Genomic DNA, 15261 nt, shown 5'->3' on the forward strand with positions numbered 1-15261 from the left:
ACTAAAATTTAGGAATATTCATAATCAATAATTCTGTTAATTGTCCTCTTTTTTGTGGATTAGCATTGATACTTCTCTTTGCTAAAACTCTGTTTATATCAAACTCACGATACAAATCATCAAAAAAATTATTTTCTGGATTTTTACCTTTAACATCTGAGTTACTCAATATCCAAGAAAACCCTAAATCATCTATCTTCTGACAAAAATGAGCCAAACGGATTTGCTCATCATCATTAAAATCATATTTTGTATATGCATTAAAACTAGAAGTTTCACTAAGCGGTTTATACGGCGGATCAAAATAAAAAAGCGTATTACCTTGTGCATATTTTAACGTTTGTTGATAATCACCACACAAGATTTCTATATTTTTTAAGGCTTTGCTCACTGCGAGAATATTATTGGTATCACAGATTAAGGGTCTTTTATAACTTCCCATAGGAACATTAAACTCATTCCTTTTATTAACCCTATATAACCCATTAAAACAAGTACGATTTAGAAATATAAATAAAGCGGATTGTTCTATAATATCCCTTAGTCTCGAATTAAAACGAAATCTTTTTTCGTAATAATATGCCTTTTTTTCTTCGCCCTCTAAGAGGTGATATTCTTTTTGAAAATCTTCTAAAAGTGTTATTAAATCATTAGGATTCTCTTTAATCGTTTTATATGTATTGATTAGATCCTCGTTAATATCATTTATAACAATATTTTTTGCATTAGGAAAATGATTTAAAATTGAAAAAAGCACTGCACCACTGCCTACAAAAGGCTCTATATAAGTAAACTCTTCCTTGTAAAAAATATCAGGAATGACATTCTTTATCTCTGAAATCAGTTGCGTTTTCCCCCCTGCCCACTTAAGGAATGGTTTTATATTTCTACCTGAATGCATAAATATTTTTTTCTAAAATTCCTTTATAGATTGTTGCCCGTCTGCAAAAGTAAATCTTTTTTCCTTTGTATTTCGTTTTCTTTCATCATTTGTTGAAATTCAGTAAAGCTCTGCCAATCCTGCCCCAAACCCACTGCGGGTGTCTTTCTTTTCTGTAAAGGTGTATTTCATTTTTTCGTTTTTTATTTATTATATACAATTAGTTTACATTCAATTAGTCTCGCTGGATTATTTGGATTTTTAACTTTAACATCTTTAATATCCAAATAGTCAATATTCTCAATCTTATTTATACTATCTATTGGAAAGTTATTATATTTTCTAGTAGGTATTATAGCTACTAACTCAAAACTTAACTCAGAATTACTGTCATAAATATATTCAAAGACTTTTCTCGGATTTTGAATTTGCCACATGCCTCTTATTCTGAGATTAGTAATCCCAAGTGGGTCTACACGATTTACTCGCCCTAATTCTTTCGTTTCAGAAAGCTCAACATTTGGAATTTCATTTATTCCTTGAGTTATTTTATTTTTTATGATTTCATAAGTTTCATGTTCAGCAGCATAGATTTCACCATAGACAAACCACAATGATTTGACAGAATTATCTGTTGTATGACCAACACAATAAATTAAATCTTTCTCAGTCCATTTCTCACAGTTTTTACATGATTTAGTAATCATTAAACTGTCCGATTTTAATGTTGATTTTGGATAAGAACTATTTAAAGCTAAATCTGATTTTAAACTTTGAGTTTTTTTAACTTCTATCGCATCTCCTCCTTTAATCATTATATCTGGTGGATGATTTTGATTTCCTAGCCAAGAAAAAACTTCATTGTATTTTTCAAGCCTTTCTTCTATCTCCTCATGAATACAATTAGCAAAAGCATCTTTTACAAAACACTCCAATGCTTCTCCCACATTATTTACTCTATTTTTACTAGTGTAATGGGATTTTATCTCATTTATAGGATTTTGCACTATATTCACGATTGCTTCTAGAATATTTGTCATACAGCTAAAGATTTAAGTTCAACAGTTTCATTCATCATAATTTGCTCGCGAATACTTCTAGCTAAAAAATAGGCTAAGTTTACAGGAACTGCATTACCTATCATTTTATATCCAGCGGCTACCTTAGTATAGTAAAAAATAAAATCATCTGGAAATGTTTGAATTCTTGCACATTCTCTTACACTTAATCTCCGATACAAATGTTCTTTTCCAGGGACAAAAATTCTCTTATTTTGTTCAATAAATTTCATTTTAGGAGCTTGCGGATGTATAGGGGCGTGACGCCCACCTGCTTGAATTGTATATGACTGCTCATCCCAATTTCTTACTCTATTTCTTGACATAAAGATAGTTGAAAACCCCCCTGTCATATATTCATGATTTGGAAATTCACATTTTCTTCCATTTGTTTTATTTCCTTCTTGAGCTGCTAAAGCATTACATTTCAAATCAGATATTGCATCGGTTAAAGTAACTTTCTCAAAAGAAGGTTTCTGAAATTTAAATTTAAATCCTAAATCTTTTCTAATCCCAACAAAAAACACTCTTTTCCTATCTTGCGGGACATTGTAATTAGCGGCGTTCAATAGTTCAAAAGATAGCTCATATCCAATTCCTGCATTCTTAAACATTTCTTTTATATTGAATAAGGCTTCTGAATGTCTATTGAGTAACATGCCACTAACATTCTCTGCAAGAAAGAACTTAGGTTGTTTAGCTTCAAGCATTCTAATAAAATCAAAAAATAATTGACCTCTTTTATCTTTAATACCTTTCATAGCTCCAGCTTCACTCCAACTCTGGCATGGAGGTCCTCCAATTATACCATCACAATCTGGCACTTCATCTGTAGAAATATCAATAATACTTCTCCTATCTAAAATAGTTTTAGGATGATTTTTTTCATAGGTTTCCCAAATTTCTTTATCATATTCGTTTGCCCAGATAACATCAAATCCAGCATTTTGAAATCCCAAATCTAGCCCACCTGCGCCTGCGAAAAAAGAAACTACATTCATCAATTCAGTTTTTACATTTAAATTTCACGAGTCATTTAATTCCCTCTATAAGTTGAGTATCCATAGGGCGAAAGAGTAATTGGTACGTGGTAATGATTATTATCTTTTATCTCGAAGATTACTTCTATGAAGGGGTAAAAAGTATCTTGGCCTAATGATTGAAAATAAGGTAATGTGAAATAAGTTAATTTATAAATACCTCTATTGTCTACATTCTTTTCTTCTTTCAAGAAATCTTTAATTCTTCCGTTTTGGTCGGTTATTTTCTGATCTATAACCTTCCACACGCCATTTGGGTGTTTCTTGGATAACTCAATTTTTACGCCAACAGCTGGCTTTCCTTGTGTAATATCTAGTATATGACTGGATAACTGATATTTTACTTGTTGAGCAAAACTTAAACTTGCAAATATTAAAGCAAATAGAACAATTATTCTTTTCATAAATTAATATTTAAATTATCTTTTATCCTCAATGCCAAATTCCACCCATTGTGATTGTGCGAAATCTATTTTTATAATTTTTTTAGCCTCGGCATATTTCTTTTCTAAGAGATTTATTTTCTCTAAGAGAGCTTCTGTTTTTAGCTTTAAGTCAGCTTTTAATTTTTCTTGTTCATCATTTAATGTGATGGATTCGTTTCTTAGCTTTTCTAATTCTGTAATGAAACTATTATCTATCCCACGCTTTTCCAGCTGTGTTGAATTTGCCTTGAGTGCTGTGGCCAGTACTTGTGTTTTAGAAATAGTTTCAGCGAATGATAATTTAGTTCTTCCCATTTTTACTATTTTAAAAATTATTTTTTGTTTATAAATTCATCATTTAATCGAGGTAAATGTTACGCCAGATGGAGTATTTTGTACCTTATATTATGTAAAGGTTACTTTATCTTAGGTAGAGGCTACTCAAAATAAAGTAACACCTACTCTATCTTGGGTAACATTTACGCCTGATGGAGTAACTTTTGCCTTATATAGGGTAATTTTCACTTTACTTGGGGTAGCCTTTACGCCACTTATTTTATTTTATCGTAAGTGTAAATTCTATAATCTTCTTTACCATCTTGATCAAAATCATGACCAAGAGATTTTAGCACTAATTCTTCCTGATTTAGTTTCTGAATTTCTTGATTAGGGTAAACTAAATCTTTTATCTCCAATGTTGCGTTTAATTTATTTATGGTATAGGATGTTTCCAGAACCTGCTCTTTGCAGCTACCATTTTCATCAATATATTGTTTTGCAATATATTTCCCATTTTTCAGGAATTCATTATACGATTTATTGAAGCATTTATTTTGGCTACTCAAATCAAAATCCACCACTTCACCATTTGAGCTTTTTATAATTTGCTGTTTTTTGATTTTCCATTTGCCCAGTATGAGTGTTTCAATTTCATTATTTTGTGTCTTTATTGAATTATTATCATCATCTTTCGAGCAAGAGATAGCCAATACAGAACATAGGATAACTGGTAAAATTATTTTTTTCATCATATATACTTAAGATTAATAATCTCCGAGCGTTTCAGGATTTTGAGCGAGGGCTTTTTCCAGCTGTTCGTCGTTTGGTGCTTTTCCGTGCCAAGCGTGTGTACCCATCATAAAATCTACGCCGTTACCCATTTCGGTATGAAGCAAAATTGCAACGGGTTTTCCCTTTCCGGTTTCGGATTTTGCTTGTTGTAATACTTTTAAGATAGCAGCAATATCGTTACCTTGTTTCTCCTCTAAAACAATCCAACCGAAGGCTTCAAATTTGGCTTTTAAATTGCCTAAACTTAAGACATCTTTGGTATCGCCATCAATTTGTCTTCCATTATAATCTATGGTAGAAATAAGATTATCTACCCCTTTGGCACCCGCATACATCAATGCTTCCCAAATTTGCCCTTCTTGCAATTCACCATCGCCGTGAAGCGTATAAACCAAATGCTTATCACCATTGAGTTTTTTGGCTTGTGCCGCTCCGAGAGCCACAGACAATCCTTGTCCCAAAGACCCCGATGCCACACGCACCCCAGGCAGCCCCTCATGAGTTGTTGGGTGCCCTTGCAGGCGAGTGCCTAATTTTCTGAATGTAGCTAATTCACTCACCGGGAAATAACCTCGCCGAGCTAAAACACTGTAAAACACTGGTGAAATGTGTCCGTTGGAAAGAAAGAAAATATCTTCATCTTTACCGTCCATATCAAAACCGTCTTTTAGGTCCATCACTTCATTGTAAAGCGTTACCAAAAATTCGGCACAGCCCAGCGAACCTCCTGGATGTCCGGAATTAACTGCATGCACCATGCGTAAAATATCTCTGCGTACTTGTGTGGTTAAGTCTTTTAATTCTTCTACTGATTTACTCATTTTTTTGCTTTTATTTGCTTTCGCACAAAGATATAATTTTAGTTTGGCTTAATGAAATTTAAGCTCAAAAAAAATATTCTCTATAAAAGCAATATTTTAATCCTAATAACTAACTAATCCTCCCCCACTTATTCTTGCCACGGTATTGTTTTTGGTAATAATCTCTCAACTGGCAGTGTGCAGGGTGTTCCAGCTTTGGGTCGCTCTTCATCAGAAGCTCTACCAGATACTTAGAAGTCTTTATAATAGAAGAATCCTCGGTAAGGCTTAGTTTTTTGAAATCTACCACACCGCTCTGCTGTGTCCCAAGGATATCTCCCGGACCACGAAGCTGCATATCTACTTCGGATATCCTGAATCCATCATTAGTTTCACACATCGTTTTGAGGCGTTTTCGGCTGTCCGCAGATAATTTATCAGAACTCATCAGGATACAAAAACTCTGCTCCGAGCCGCGTCCCACTCTTCCCCTCAACTGATGCAGCTGAGAAAGACCAAAACGCTCCGCACTTTCTATTACCATAATAGAAGCATTGGGTACATTTACACCTACTTCTATCACTGTGGTTGCCACCATAATTTGGGCTTTTCCGGAAGCAAACTTTTGCATTGCCGCCTCTTTTTCGTCCGGTTTCATTTTGCCGTGAAGCATTACCGCTGTATAGTTTTTGAAATAATCTGTGATATGCTCCATTCCTTCTATCAAATTACGATAGTCCAATGTTTCTGATTCTTCTATAAGAGGATAAACGAAGTACACTTGGCGTCCTTTATTCAATTCTTCTTTTGCAAACTGATAGACAGAAAGGCGGTAGGAGTCCTTTCTATGCGCTGTGATAATAGGTTTTCTCCCAAGAGGAAGCTCATCGATAATGGATACATCTAAATCCGAATAAAAGCTCATCGCCAAAGTTCTCGGGATAGGGGTAGCCGTCATTACCAGTATATGAGGGGGAATTTTGTTTTTAGCCCAAAGTTTTGCCCGCTGTGCCACCCCGAAGCGATGCTGCTCGTCAATAATAGCTAAACCTAAGTTCTTGAATTGTACCACATCTTCCAAAACGGCGTGTGTCCCTATGAGGATAGGCAATGCTCCACTGGTAAGAGTTTCGTGGATTTCCTTTCTTTGTGAGGTTTTGGTAGAGCCGGTAAGTAGTCTTACCTCTATGTCTGTGTCTTTCAGCAGTTCCGAGATTCCATTGAAGTGCTGCTGTGCCAAAATCTCTGTGGGCGCCATCATACAGCTCTGATAGCCGTTATCCATCGCCAGTAGCATTGAGAGAAGAGCTACCATCGTTTTTCCCGAGCCTACATCGCCCTGTAGAAGCCGATTCATCTGTATCGGTTTTTTCATATCGCTTCGGATTTCTTTTAGGACTCGCTTTTGGGCATTGGTAAGCTCAAACGGCAAATGGTTTTGATAAAAATCATTGAAATGATGCCCCACTAAAGGAAAAGGACTACCTACAACCGTCGCTTTGTGATGCTGCTTTTTTAGTCCGTATCCCAGCTGAAAGAAAAAGGCTTCCTCAAATTTTATTCTGCGTTCCGCCTCTTTCATTAGCGCATGGTTCTTAGGAAAATGAATATTAAGAAACGACTCAGCCCTTGGCATAAGACTTAGTGATTTCAATAGATTTTCAGGGAGATTTTCTTGAATAAGTTCGTCGAGATGATTTTGTAACAAATTAAAAATAATCTTTTGAAAAAATTTATTGTTGATTCCCCTCTTTGTTAATTTCTCACTCCCTGAATACACAGGCAAAAGCGTTCCGGACACTGCTTTTTTTTCATCTGTTTCTATCTCGGGGTGCGGCATAGAGAAAACCCCATTAAAAAGATTGACTTTTCCAAAAATAAAAACTTCACGATGCAAAGGAATTTGGTCTAAAAGCCATTTGGAATATCTAAACCATACTAATTCTATCGTGCCGGTATCGTCCCAAAATTTTGCGGTAAGCCGTTTTTTCCCTTTTCCGTATGGAAGTTCTTGGATTTCTGTAATACGCCCGCGAAATTGTAATTCTATTTCTAAAGATTGAGGCTTAAGTTCGGATATTTTAAAGACTCTGCTTTTATCCACATATTTGATAGGGTAGAAAGTTAGCAAGTCCTCTACAGTAACGATGCCGAGAGTGTTCTTAATCAGTTTTGCCCTCTCTACACCTACGGTTTTTAGAAATTCTATGGAAGTATCTAACGCCACAACACTAATAAATTACTTAGCGAATATAAGAAATTTATAGAAAATAGCGCTTTGGGGAGTGTAAATTTGATTTTTAACAAGAAAATAAATTTCGAAAGAGTATTTTTTTATCTACCAGCCTAATTAAAACCCATTAAAAATTATTTAATACAAACTTAATTTTATTAAAACATTAAATACCATTACAAACTTATTTCTTTGCCAAAGCAAAAATGAAAGAAAATTATTATAGTGAATGAAATTCACACAACTTAGTATTGCCATTTTATTTCTATAGGAGCCAATACGCAATCTACATTGAGAGACAAATTTAAAATCAACCAAAATAACAATACAATATCGGGCTACATAGGGCTTAATGCTAAGAAAAAAACAACTACCCGACGAAGTAAGAGGTTACCGTCCTTCCAACTATATATTCAAATCCCCAAGTTCTTTTAAGGATTCTTGGAATGTGGATAATATCAAGTCGCTGCCCAATACGGGGATTTCATTTACCACAGCAAAGCGATTTAAGGCAGGTAGAGGAAATGTGGGCTTGTTGTTGTCCCTTAACCAAAGCAATCAGTACCAATACAAAGAGGGTGAGAATAACTTACTTCAATTTGCAGGGTCTAATATCGTATATAACAACAAGCTCTTAAAAAAAGAACACGAATACGAAACAGAATCTTCCGTTTTATTAGACTTGGGATATAAAAACAAAAAAACAGCATCTTACTAAACGGTATTTTCGTGCAAAATTCTACTAACCTTATCCAAGACAATTACGGCTATATAGACCAAGGAAATTCCGGAACAGGATTATTCCGCGTAAATCAACAAGACATTTCGAGGTTTATCGATTTACAACTCACCGCCTCACAAAAAATAGCCGACCGCCACGAGCTAAAAGCCGGGGTGAGCTGGGTAAGCAATAACTACCAACAGCCCGACAGAAAAATATTCTCAGGAAATCCCGTAGGACAAAACTCTGATTTGATTTCCCTGAGCTACGGGGGGAACAATCTTATCCGTCAATATTTAGATGTGAATGGTAAGAATTATCTCTCTGCCTTTGCAGAGTATAAAGTAAGATTAGACAACAAAAACAACAGAAAATCCTATCCTGTGGAACTATCCTTGGGATACGATGGTTTTATGGACAGACGGAGTATTTCCTACCGATTCATTTATTCTGTGTATAATATTAACTCAAACCTGGCAGACAGAACAGTTGTCATCAACCCTGATACTCTACAGACTGTCTTTGACCAATCAGCACAAAAATGGCATATTTTATTACAGAGAAGGCTCTACTTCGGTATATAGAAACAATATCTATCAATTTGTAAATGCAGGTTACCTCAGCCTTAACTATAAACCTAATGATACTTGGGATATTCTCATCGGCAGTAGAGTAGAAAACAATGTGAATATTACAAGGTTCAAAGAATTATCGCAATCTTTTAATAGTTCTTTTAGTAATTTAACTAAAAATCAATACTATATATTACCTTCACTTTCTGTAAAAAAAGAACTCAACCGAAAATCTAATCTAATATTCACCACCAGTAAAACCATTACGCGTCCTATTTTGATTGAGTATATGCCGATTACCTACATTAACCCCAATAACGAAAATATACTGGGTAATCCTAAACTTCAAAACAGTGAAAACTACAATATTGATCTGAAATACGAAATATTTCCGTCTAAAAACGAAATGTTTGCAATAGGATTTTTTGGTAAAAGAATCTTGAATGCCATTGAAAAATCCTATACGGCTTCTGCCAACTCCGATGGGCAAACGATTACTTTCTTTAATGCCAAACAAGCCGATGTAGCAGGAATAGAATTAGAAGGAATCATCAACCTAAAAAGACTATCCTATTATTACCTCTCACAAATTTCTATTTTGATTATAATTTAAATCAAAATCAAATAGTTCAAAATACCCCTAAAAAAGTTTATTTTGTTGGCTATTATTTCCCAAATAGAGCACTAATTATGCATGAGTTAGGAAAAAGAATAGCAGACTTAGGTTTGGAAAGCCAACTTCTGTTTCGTGTAGAGAATGATTTAAAGAAGAATTAAAATCATCATATAATCAATATACTACAGAGGGAATAAGTTTTGATGAAAATCTTAAAAGAGTTTCAGAAGCAGATATTATCGTTGATATATTAAATGATATACATGACGGATTATCTTTAAGAGTTTTTGAAGCTATAGGATATGATAAAAAATTGATAACGAATAATCTGTCTATAAGAAATTACGATTTTTACAACCCTAACAATATATTTATAATTGAAAACAAAAAATTAGAGGGATTGGAAGATTTTCTGATGAAAAAATATGAAGTTAACCAAGAAATAAAGGAGAAATATAGTTTTTCTAATTGGATTAAATATGTATTAGATATAAAACCTCATAAAGAAATAACATTACCCTAAATATAATGAGTAAATTTTACTTATACATATAAATTAACCCCTTTGGGGTTTATAATCTTTAGTGAGTGTTCCTAATTTTTATTTAGTGTAGAAAATTGAAGGCTAAAATTTTGGTTCTCGGTTTTTTATTATTATTTTTGGTGGATGAATTTGCGAGACCAATTAAAAAACTTATTTCCTGACCACGAGGAGCAAGACTTTGAATTGCCCGAAGAGCCTTTCGTGCAGAAAAATCCTCTTATCTGTAAATACGAAAAGAAGGGTAGAAACGGAAAACCCGTAACCATTATAGAAGGTTTTGAGGGAAGTACCGAGGAGCTTAAAAATATATCTAAAAAAATTAAAACTACATTGGGAATCGGAGGCTCGGAAAAAGATGGAAATATCATCATACAAGGCGATAATAGAGATAAAATAATGACCATCCTCAAAGATATGGGCTACAAAACCAAACGCGTGGGAGGATAGCGAAAAAATAAAAACAATTAGTAAAGTATAAAAATAAAATTATGATTAATAAACTTGCTGCATCAGAATTGGTGCTTAATGAAGATGGAAGCGTATATCACCTAAACCTTTTACCCGAAGAAATTGCATCTAAAATTATTCTCGTAGGAGACCCCGACAGAGTCCCTAAGGTTTCTCAGTATTTTGACAAAATAGAGGTTAAGAAAAACAAAAGAGAATTTTACACCCACACCGGAATATTGCGTGGAGAGAGAATCACGGTAATGTCCACAGGCATCGGTACTGAGAATATTGATATCGTAATGAATGAACTGGATGCTTTGGTAAACATAGACCTCAAAAAGAAAGAAATAAAAACCGAACATACAGCGTTAGAATTATTCAGGTTAGGGACTTGCGGTAGCGTAAATCCGGAAATAGAAGTGGATAATATGCTGGTTACGCAGAATGTAGTAGGTCTGGACGGACTTCTAAACTTCTATCAAGATTACCGCTTTGAAAATGATTTCAGCAAAGATTTTCTTTCTAAATTTCCTTACGAAAACATTAAGCCAATGCTTTATTTCTCTGAGTGGGCAGAAGAGATTTCGGATTATTACAAAGATGCCAAATATCACGGCAATACAGCTACATTCCCTGGATTTTATGCACCTCAAGGCAGGCAGCTTCGTCTAAAAGCCGTGGATGATAAATTCTTGGAAACCCTAAACGACTTGGGTATTTCTAATTTTGAAATGGAGACCTCTGCAATATACGGTCTTTCTAAGCTATTAGGACACAAAGCAATGACGGTAAATTGCGTGATTGCCAACCGGGTACGAGGTGAGTTCTCTGCCGACCACCACACTTCGGAAAAGAAAACCATAGAATGGGTTTTGGATAGAATCATCAAATAATCACAAAATATATAGCAACCTTATGAGAAAGTACCTTTTGGTCTTAATAAGCTTAGCTTTAATTTTAACGAGTTGTGGCGTACGCAAGTCTTACCCCCGACACTATTCTTACCAAAATCCGAAAACAGCGGAAAACCTCAAATCTCTTAAATCCAATTTTAGGGGTGAGGCTTCCTCCCATAAAGCCTCAAATATTGTAAAAACGGCAGAAAAATTTATTGGTACCCCATACCGGTACGGCGGAAAATCCTCTACAGGAACGGACTGCTCGGGGCTTGTGATACAAGTTTTTTCTCAAAACAATATTTCTCTGCCACGCCGCTCACAAAACCAAGCCAACTCTGGAAAGACAATCAGGGTAAGTAATATACAGCCCGGAGATTTGTTATTTTTTGCTACGGGAGGAGGAAACAGAGTGAGCCATGTGGGGATAGTCCACGATATCAATACCGACGGAGATATTTACTTTATCCATGCCTCTACATCTCGCGGCGTTATTCTATCTTCGCTAAAGGAAAGCTATTGGAACAAAGCATTTCTTTTTGCAAGAAGGGTTTTGTAACTTTGCAAGTCTAATTTTCATTATTAAAAACCACAAAAATATGTCATTAAAAACTACAATAGAGCAAATCTGGGAAAACCGCGAACTCCTTAAAAATGAAGACAGCCACAAAGCAATTCGCGAAGTCATCGCAGAATTAGACAAAGGAAGATTACGCGTAGCAGAACCTACGGAAAACGGCTGGAAAGTAAACGAATGGGTAAAAAAAGCTGTGGTTCTCTACTTCCCCATCCAAAAAATGGAGACAATAGAAGTAGGACCTTTTGAGTTCCACGATAAAATGCCTTTGAAAAAAGGATACAGCGAAAAAGGCGTAAGAGTAGTCCCTCACGCGATTGCCCGCGAAGGTGCATTTATAGCGCCGGGCGTGATTATGATGCCGTCCTATGTAAACATAGGAGCCTATGTAGATAGCGGAACTATGGTGGATACTTGGGCTACAGTGGGTAGTTGTGCACAGATTGGGAAGAATGTACACCTCAGCGGAGGAGTAGGAATAGGCGGTGTTTTAGAGCCGTTACAAGCGGCTCCGGTTATCATCGAAGACGATGTATTTGTGGGGTCAAGATGTATCGTCGTGGAAGGGGCTTATGTAGAGAAAGAGGCGGTGCTCGGAGCCAATGTGGTGCTGACAGCCTCTACCAAAATCATTGATGTTACAGGCGACACACCTGTGGAGTACAAAGGGCGTATTCCTGCGCGTTCGGTAGTGATACCGGGAAGCTATACCAAGAAGTTTCCGGCAGGAGAATATCAAGTGCCTTGTGCTTTGATTATTGGAAAAAGAAAAGAATCTACCGATAAAAAAACTTCTCTTAACGATGCTCTGAGAGAAAATAATGTGGCAGTGTAATGGCTATTCCTAAAAATATTTTTCAGACTTTCAAAACGGATAAATTACCTTGGATTACTAGGTTTTATATATCCCGAATGAAGAAGAAAAATCCTAAATGGAGTTACCATTTTTATAACGACAAAGATATTTTAGATTTCTTTGAACAAGAATTTCCATCTGAATATTTGAAAGCTTATAAGAGCCTAACTATAGGAGCGGCTAAAGCCGATTTTTTCAGATATGCCATTCTTTATAAAAAAGGAGGGTTGTATCTTGATATTGACAGCTATAATAAAACCCCCTTAGATCATTTTATAATGCCTGAAGATGAATTTATAATCACCAAAGAAGGTAATCCGGGACTATACTGCCAATGGGGAATTATCTCAAATAAAAATCATCCGTTCTTAAAAAGAACATTAGAAAAAGTTTTAGATAATATAGAAAATCATCGTTTTCCCAATGATGTGCATAAAACAACAGGCCCTACCGTTTATACAAATGCCATAAATGAAATATTAAAAGAACAACCAAATATACCACATCGATTTTTAGGAATAGACTTTGAGGGTCATCTTAGATTTAAATATAAATTGGGGAGAATTTTTCTTTATGGAAAAAAATCTGAACATTGGAAAAAGAAACAATTAACTCAAGATATAATAATTCCTTTTGACAAACAATGAAAATAGCCTACGATGCCAAGCGATTTTTCCAGAATAGTTCCGGATTGGGGAATTATTCTCGGGATTTAGTAAGAATGCTCTCGCAGTATTATCCCGAAAATCAGTATCTTCTCTTGAATAAAAAAAAGACAGAGAAGGGACAAAATATCCTTGAGCGAGAGGAGGTTAAGTTTATAAAAACCTCAAAAGGAAAGTTTGCCAGACAATTCAAAATGGGGATAGATGCCCAGAATGCGGATGCGGATATTTTCCACGGTTTGTCTGGGGAGATTCCTCTAAAATGGAACCATAAGACGATAAAAAAAATCGTAACCATCCACGATTTAATCTTTATGAGGTACCCCGAGTTTTATTCTTTCTTTGACAGAAAAATCCATTTTTGGAAATTCAAAAAAGCCGCTCACAGCGCCGACCTTGTGATTGCCATTTCGGAGCAAACGAAACAAGATGTTATGCATTATCTCGGGGTTTCCGAGGATAAAATAAAAGTGGTGTATCAGGGTTGTCATAATGCTTTTAAGGAATTCATTAGCGAAGAACGAAAAAAGAAAATTACAGAAAAATATCATCTTCCGAAGCATTTTATCCTCAATGTCGGGACGATAGAAGACCGCAAAAACTTGCTCAATGTTGTCAAGGCATTGCGGAACGAAAATATTCCGATAGTTGCTGTTGGCAGGAAAACCAATTATTACAAGAAAATAATCTCGGAAATCAAAAGTTACAATCAGGAGGTCATCTTTTTAGAAAATATACCGATGGAAGAATTGGCGGTGTTTTATCGCCTTGCAGATGTTTTTATCTATCCCAGTTTGTTTGAGGGATTTGGTATCCCCGTCATTGAGGCGCTCTATTCCGAAACGCCTGTCATTACGAGTAATGTAAGCTGTCTTCCAGAGGCAGGAGGGGCGTATTCTATGTATGTCAATCCCGAGAGTATAGAAGATATAAAGGCTAAAATTCTCTTCTTGTGGAATAATGAAGCAGAAAGAAAACGCCGTGCAGAAAAAGGGCTGGAATATGTACAAAAATTTAATGACGAAAAAATTGCCCGTCAAATAATGGCTATTTATCGAAAGATATTGTCTTTATAATTAAACTTCTTCTTTTTCTACGATAATAAACAAAAGCCCGAATTTACTTTTGTTTTTAAGTTTTACATTCGTATTTTTGTGCCAAAATAAAGATTAGTGGGCAAAAACAAGTTAGCACGATTTGCTGAAAACAAAATTTTGGAGAATGTCTATCAGCCAACTCGAGAAGAGGCAATGGCAGGCTATCACTTAGCAGGAAAATGGCGCGAGAGAGTATTCAAAAATCCCAATTCTATCGTATTAGAATTAGGCTGCGGCAAGGGTGAGTATAGCGTAGGACTGGCAGAGGCCTTTCCTAACAAAAACTTCATTGGTATAGACATCAAAGGAGCAAGATTTTGGTATGGTGCAAAAGAAGCACTGGGCAAAGGATTGAAAAATGTAGTCTTTCTTCGTTCACAAATAGAGCTTGTAGATTGTTTTTTTGCAAAAGACGAAATAGACGAAATATGGATTACATTCCCAGATCCACAGATTAAATACCGCAGAACGAAACATCGATTGACCCACCCCACTTTCTTAGACCTCTACAGAAAAATATTGAAGAAAGACGGCATCGTTCATCTGAAAACCGACTCTGAATTTCTGCACGGATATACTTTGGGCATTCTGCAAAACTCTAACGACGAGATTATATCTACCCACCACGATATCTACGGTGCTCTCGAATACGATCCAAACACCCCTTTGCTAAGAGAAATAAAAACCTACTATGAAGGGCTTTTTTCGGCAAAAGGAAAAACCATCACTTATATCAAATTCAGATTAAAATAAATAAAAA

18 protein-coding genes are annotated in these 15261 nt (G+C 35.5%); 10 read left to right on the top strand and 8 right to left on the bottom strand.

The features are described 5' to 3' along the window. Position 1 precedes the first annotated feature (1 nt). From BLS89_RS04500 to recG, 8 genes are all read right to left on the bottom strand, one after another. A complete protein-coding gene (locus BLS89_RS04500; protein ID WP_092736305.1) occupies positions 2 to 901 on the bottom strand; it encodes a DNA adenine methylase in 900 nt (299 codons plus the stop codon). A 182-nt stretch (positions 902 to 1083) separates the two neighbouring features. Then, positions 1084 to 1920, bottom strand: a complete 837-nt coding sequence (locus BLS89_RS04505; RefSeq protein ID WP_092736306.1) for an NgoPII family restriction endonuclease — start codon at positions 1918 to 1920, stop codon at positions 1084 to 1086. After that, complete coding sequence (locus BLS89_RS04510) at positions 1917 to 2939, bottom strand: DNA cytosine methyltransferase (RefSeq protein ID WP_092736307.1); 1023 nt, start codon at positions 2937 to 2939, stop codon at positions 1917 to 1919. Before BLS89_RS04510 ends, BLS89_RS04505 begins: the two co-directional genes overlap by 4 nt. Positions 2940 to 2974: 35 nt before the next feature. Then, positions 2975 to 3382 carry a hydroxyisourate hydrolase gene (uraH, locus tag BLS89_RS04515; RefSeq protein ID WP_092736308.1) on the bottom strand — a complete coding sequence of 136 codons (408 nt, stop codon included), beginning with the start codon at positions 3380 to 3382 and terminating at the stop codon, positions 2975 to 2977. Between the two features lie 15 nt (positions 3383 to 3397). Next, entirely contained in the window at positions 3398 to 3718 is a 321-nt protein-coding gene (locus tag BLS89_RS04520; RefSeq protein ID WP_092736309.1) for a hypothetical protein, read from the bottom strand. 236 nt (positions 3719 to 3954) lie between these two features. Further along, a complete protein-coding gene (locus BLS89_RS04525) occupies positions 3955 to 4434 on the bottom strand; it encodes a lipocalin family protein (RefSeq protein WP_143017724.1) in 480 nt (159 codons plus the stop codon). 12 nt (positions 4435 to 4446) lie between these two features. Continuing rightward, positions 4447 to 5295, bottom strand: coding sequence for a transketolase (locus tag BLS89_RS04530; RefSeq protein ID WP_092736311.1), 849 nt, complete (start codon positions 5293 to 5295; stop codon positions 4447 to 4449). Positions 5296 to 5404: 109 nt separating this feature from the next. Next, positions 5405 to 7501 (bottom strand): ATP-dependent DNA helicase RecG, encoded by a 2097-nt coding sequence (recG, locus tag BLS89_RS04535; RefSeq protein ID WP_092736312.1) that lies wholly within the window; start codon positions 7499 to 7501, stop codon positions 5405 to 5407. Between the two features lie 358 nt (positions 7502 to 7859). Here recG and BLS89_RS11025 point away from each other — a divergent pair, with 358 nt between their 5' ends. From BLS89_RS11025 to trmB, 10 genes are all read left to right on the top strand, one after another. Then, entirely contained in the window at positions 7860 to 8225 is a 366-nt protein-coding gene (locus tag BLS89_RS11025) for a hypothetical protein (protein WP_245688863.1), read from the top strand. A gap of 11 nt (positions 8226 to 8236) precedes the next feature. Further along, on the top strand, positions 8237 to 8812 hold the full coding sequence (locus tag BLS89_RS11030) for a hypothetical protein (RefSeq protein ID WP_245688865.1): 576 nt from the start codon (positions 8237 to 8239) through the stop codon (positions 8810 to 8812). Next, positions 8751 to 9413, top strand: a complete 663-nt coding sequence (locus BLS89_RS11035; protein WP_245688867.1) for a TonB-dependent receptor domain-containing protein — start codon at positions 8751 to 8753, stop codon at positions 9411 to 9413. Before BLS89_RS11030 ends, BLS89_RS11035 begins: the two co-directional genes overlap by 62 nt. Positions 9414 to 10083: 670 nt before the next feature. Then, on the top strand, positions 10084 to 10407 hold the full coding sequence (locus tag BLS89_RS04550) for a translation initiation factor (RefSeq protein ID WP_092736314.1): 324 nt from the start codon (positions 10084 to 10086) through the stop codon (positions 10405 to 10407). A gap of 41 nt (positions 10408 to 10448) precedes the next feature. Then, positions 10449 to 11303: a nucleoside phosphorylase gene (locus BLS89_RS04555; RefSeq protein WP_092736315.1), complete on the top strand. Its 855-nt coding sequence runs from the start codon at positions 10449 to 10451 to the stop codon at positions 11301 to 11303. 22 nt (positions 11304 to 11325) lie between these two features. Continuing rightward, the gene (locus BLS89_RS04560; protein WP_092736316.1) at positions 11326 to 11865 is read left to right on the top strand and encodes a C40 family peptidase; all 540 of its coding nucleotides are present in this window, start codon (positions 11326 to 11328) and stop codon (positions 11863 to 11865) included. 40 nt (positions 11866 to 11905) lie between these two features. Then, on the top strand, positions 11906 to 12718 hold the full coding sequence (locus BLS89_RS04565; RefSeq protein ID WP_092736317.1) for a 2,3,4,5-tetrahydropyridine-2,6-dicarboxylate N-succinyltransferase: 813 nt from the start codon (positions 11906 to 11908) through the stop codon (positions 12716 to 12718). Beyond that, positions 12718 to 13386: a glycosyltransferase family 32 protein gene (locus BLS89_RS04570; RefSeq protein ID WP_092736318.1), complete on the top strand. Its 669-nt coding sequence runs from the start codon at positions 12718 to 12720 to the stop codon at positions 13384 to 13386. Before BLS89_RS04565 ends, BLS89_RS04570 begins: the two co-directional genes overlap by 1 nt. Then, positions 13383 to 14480, top strand: coding sequence for a glycosyltransferase family 4 protein (locus tag BLS89_RS04575; RefSeq protein ID WP_092736319.1), 1098 nt, complete (start codon positions 13383 to 13385; stop codon positions 14478 to 14480). Before BLS89_RS04570 ends, BLS89_RS04575 begins: the two co-directional genes overlap by 4 nt. A gap of 96 nt (positions 14481 to 14576) precedes the next feature. After that, complete coding sequence (gene trmB / locus BLS89_RS04580) at positions 14577 to 15254, top strand: tRNA (guanosine(46)-N7)-methyltransferase TrmB (RefSeq protein ID WP_092736320.1); 678 nt, start codon at positions 14577 to 14579, stop codon at positions 15252 to 15254. The last annotated feature ends 7 nt before the right edge of the window (positions 15255 to 15261 follow it).

Source organism: Riemerella columbipharyngis (assembly GCF_900101995.1).
GTDB lineage: Bacteria > Bacteroidota > Bacteroidia > Flavobacteriales > Weeksellaceae > Riemerella > Riemerella columbipharyngis.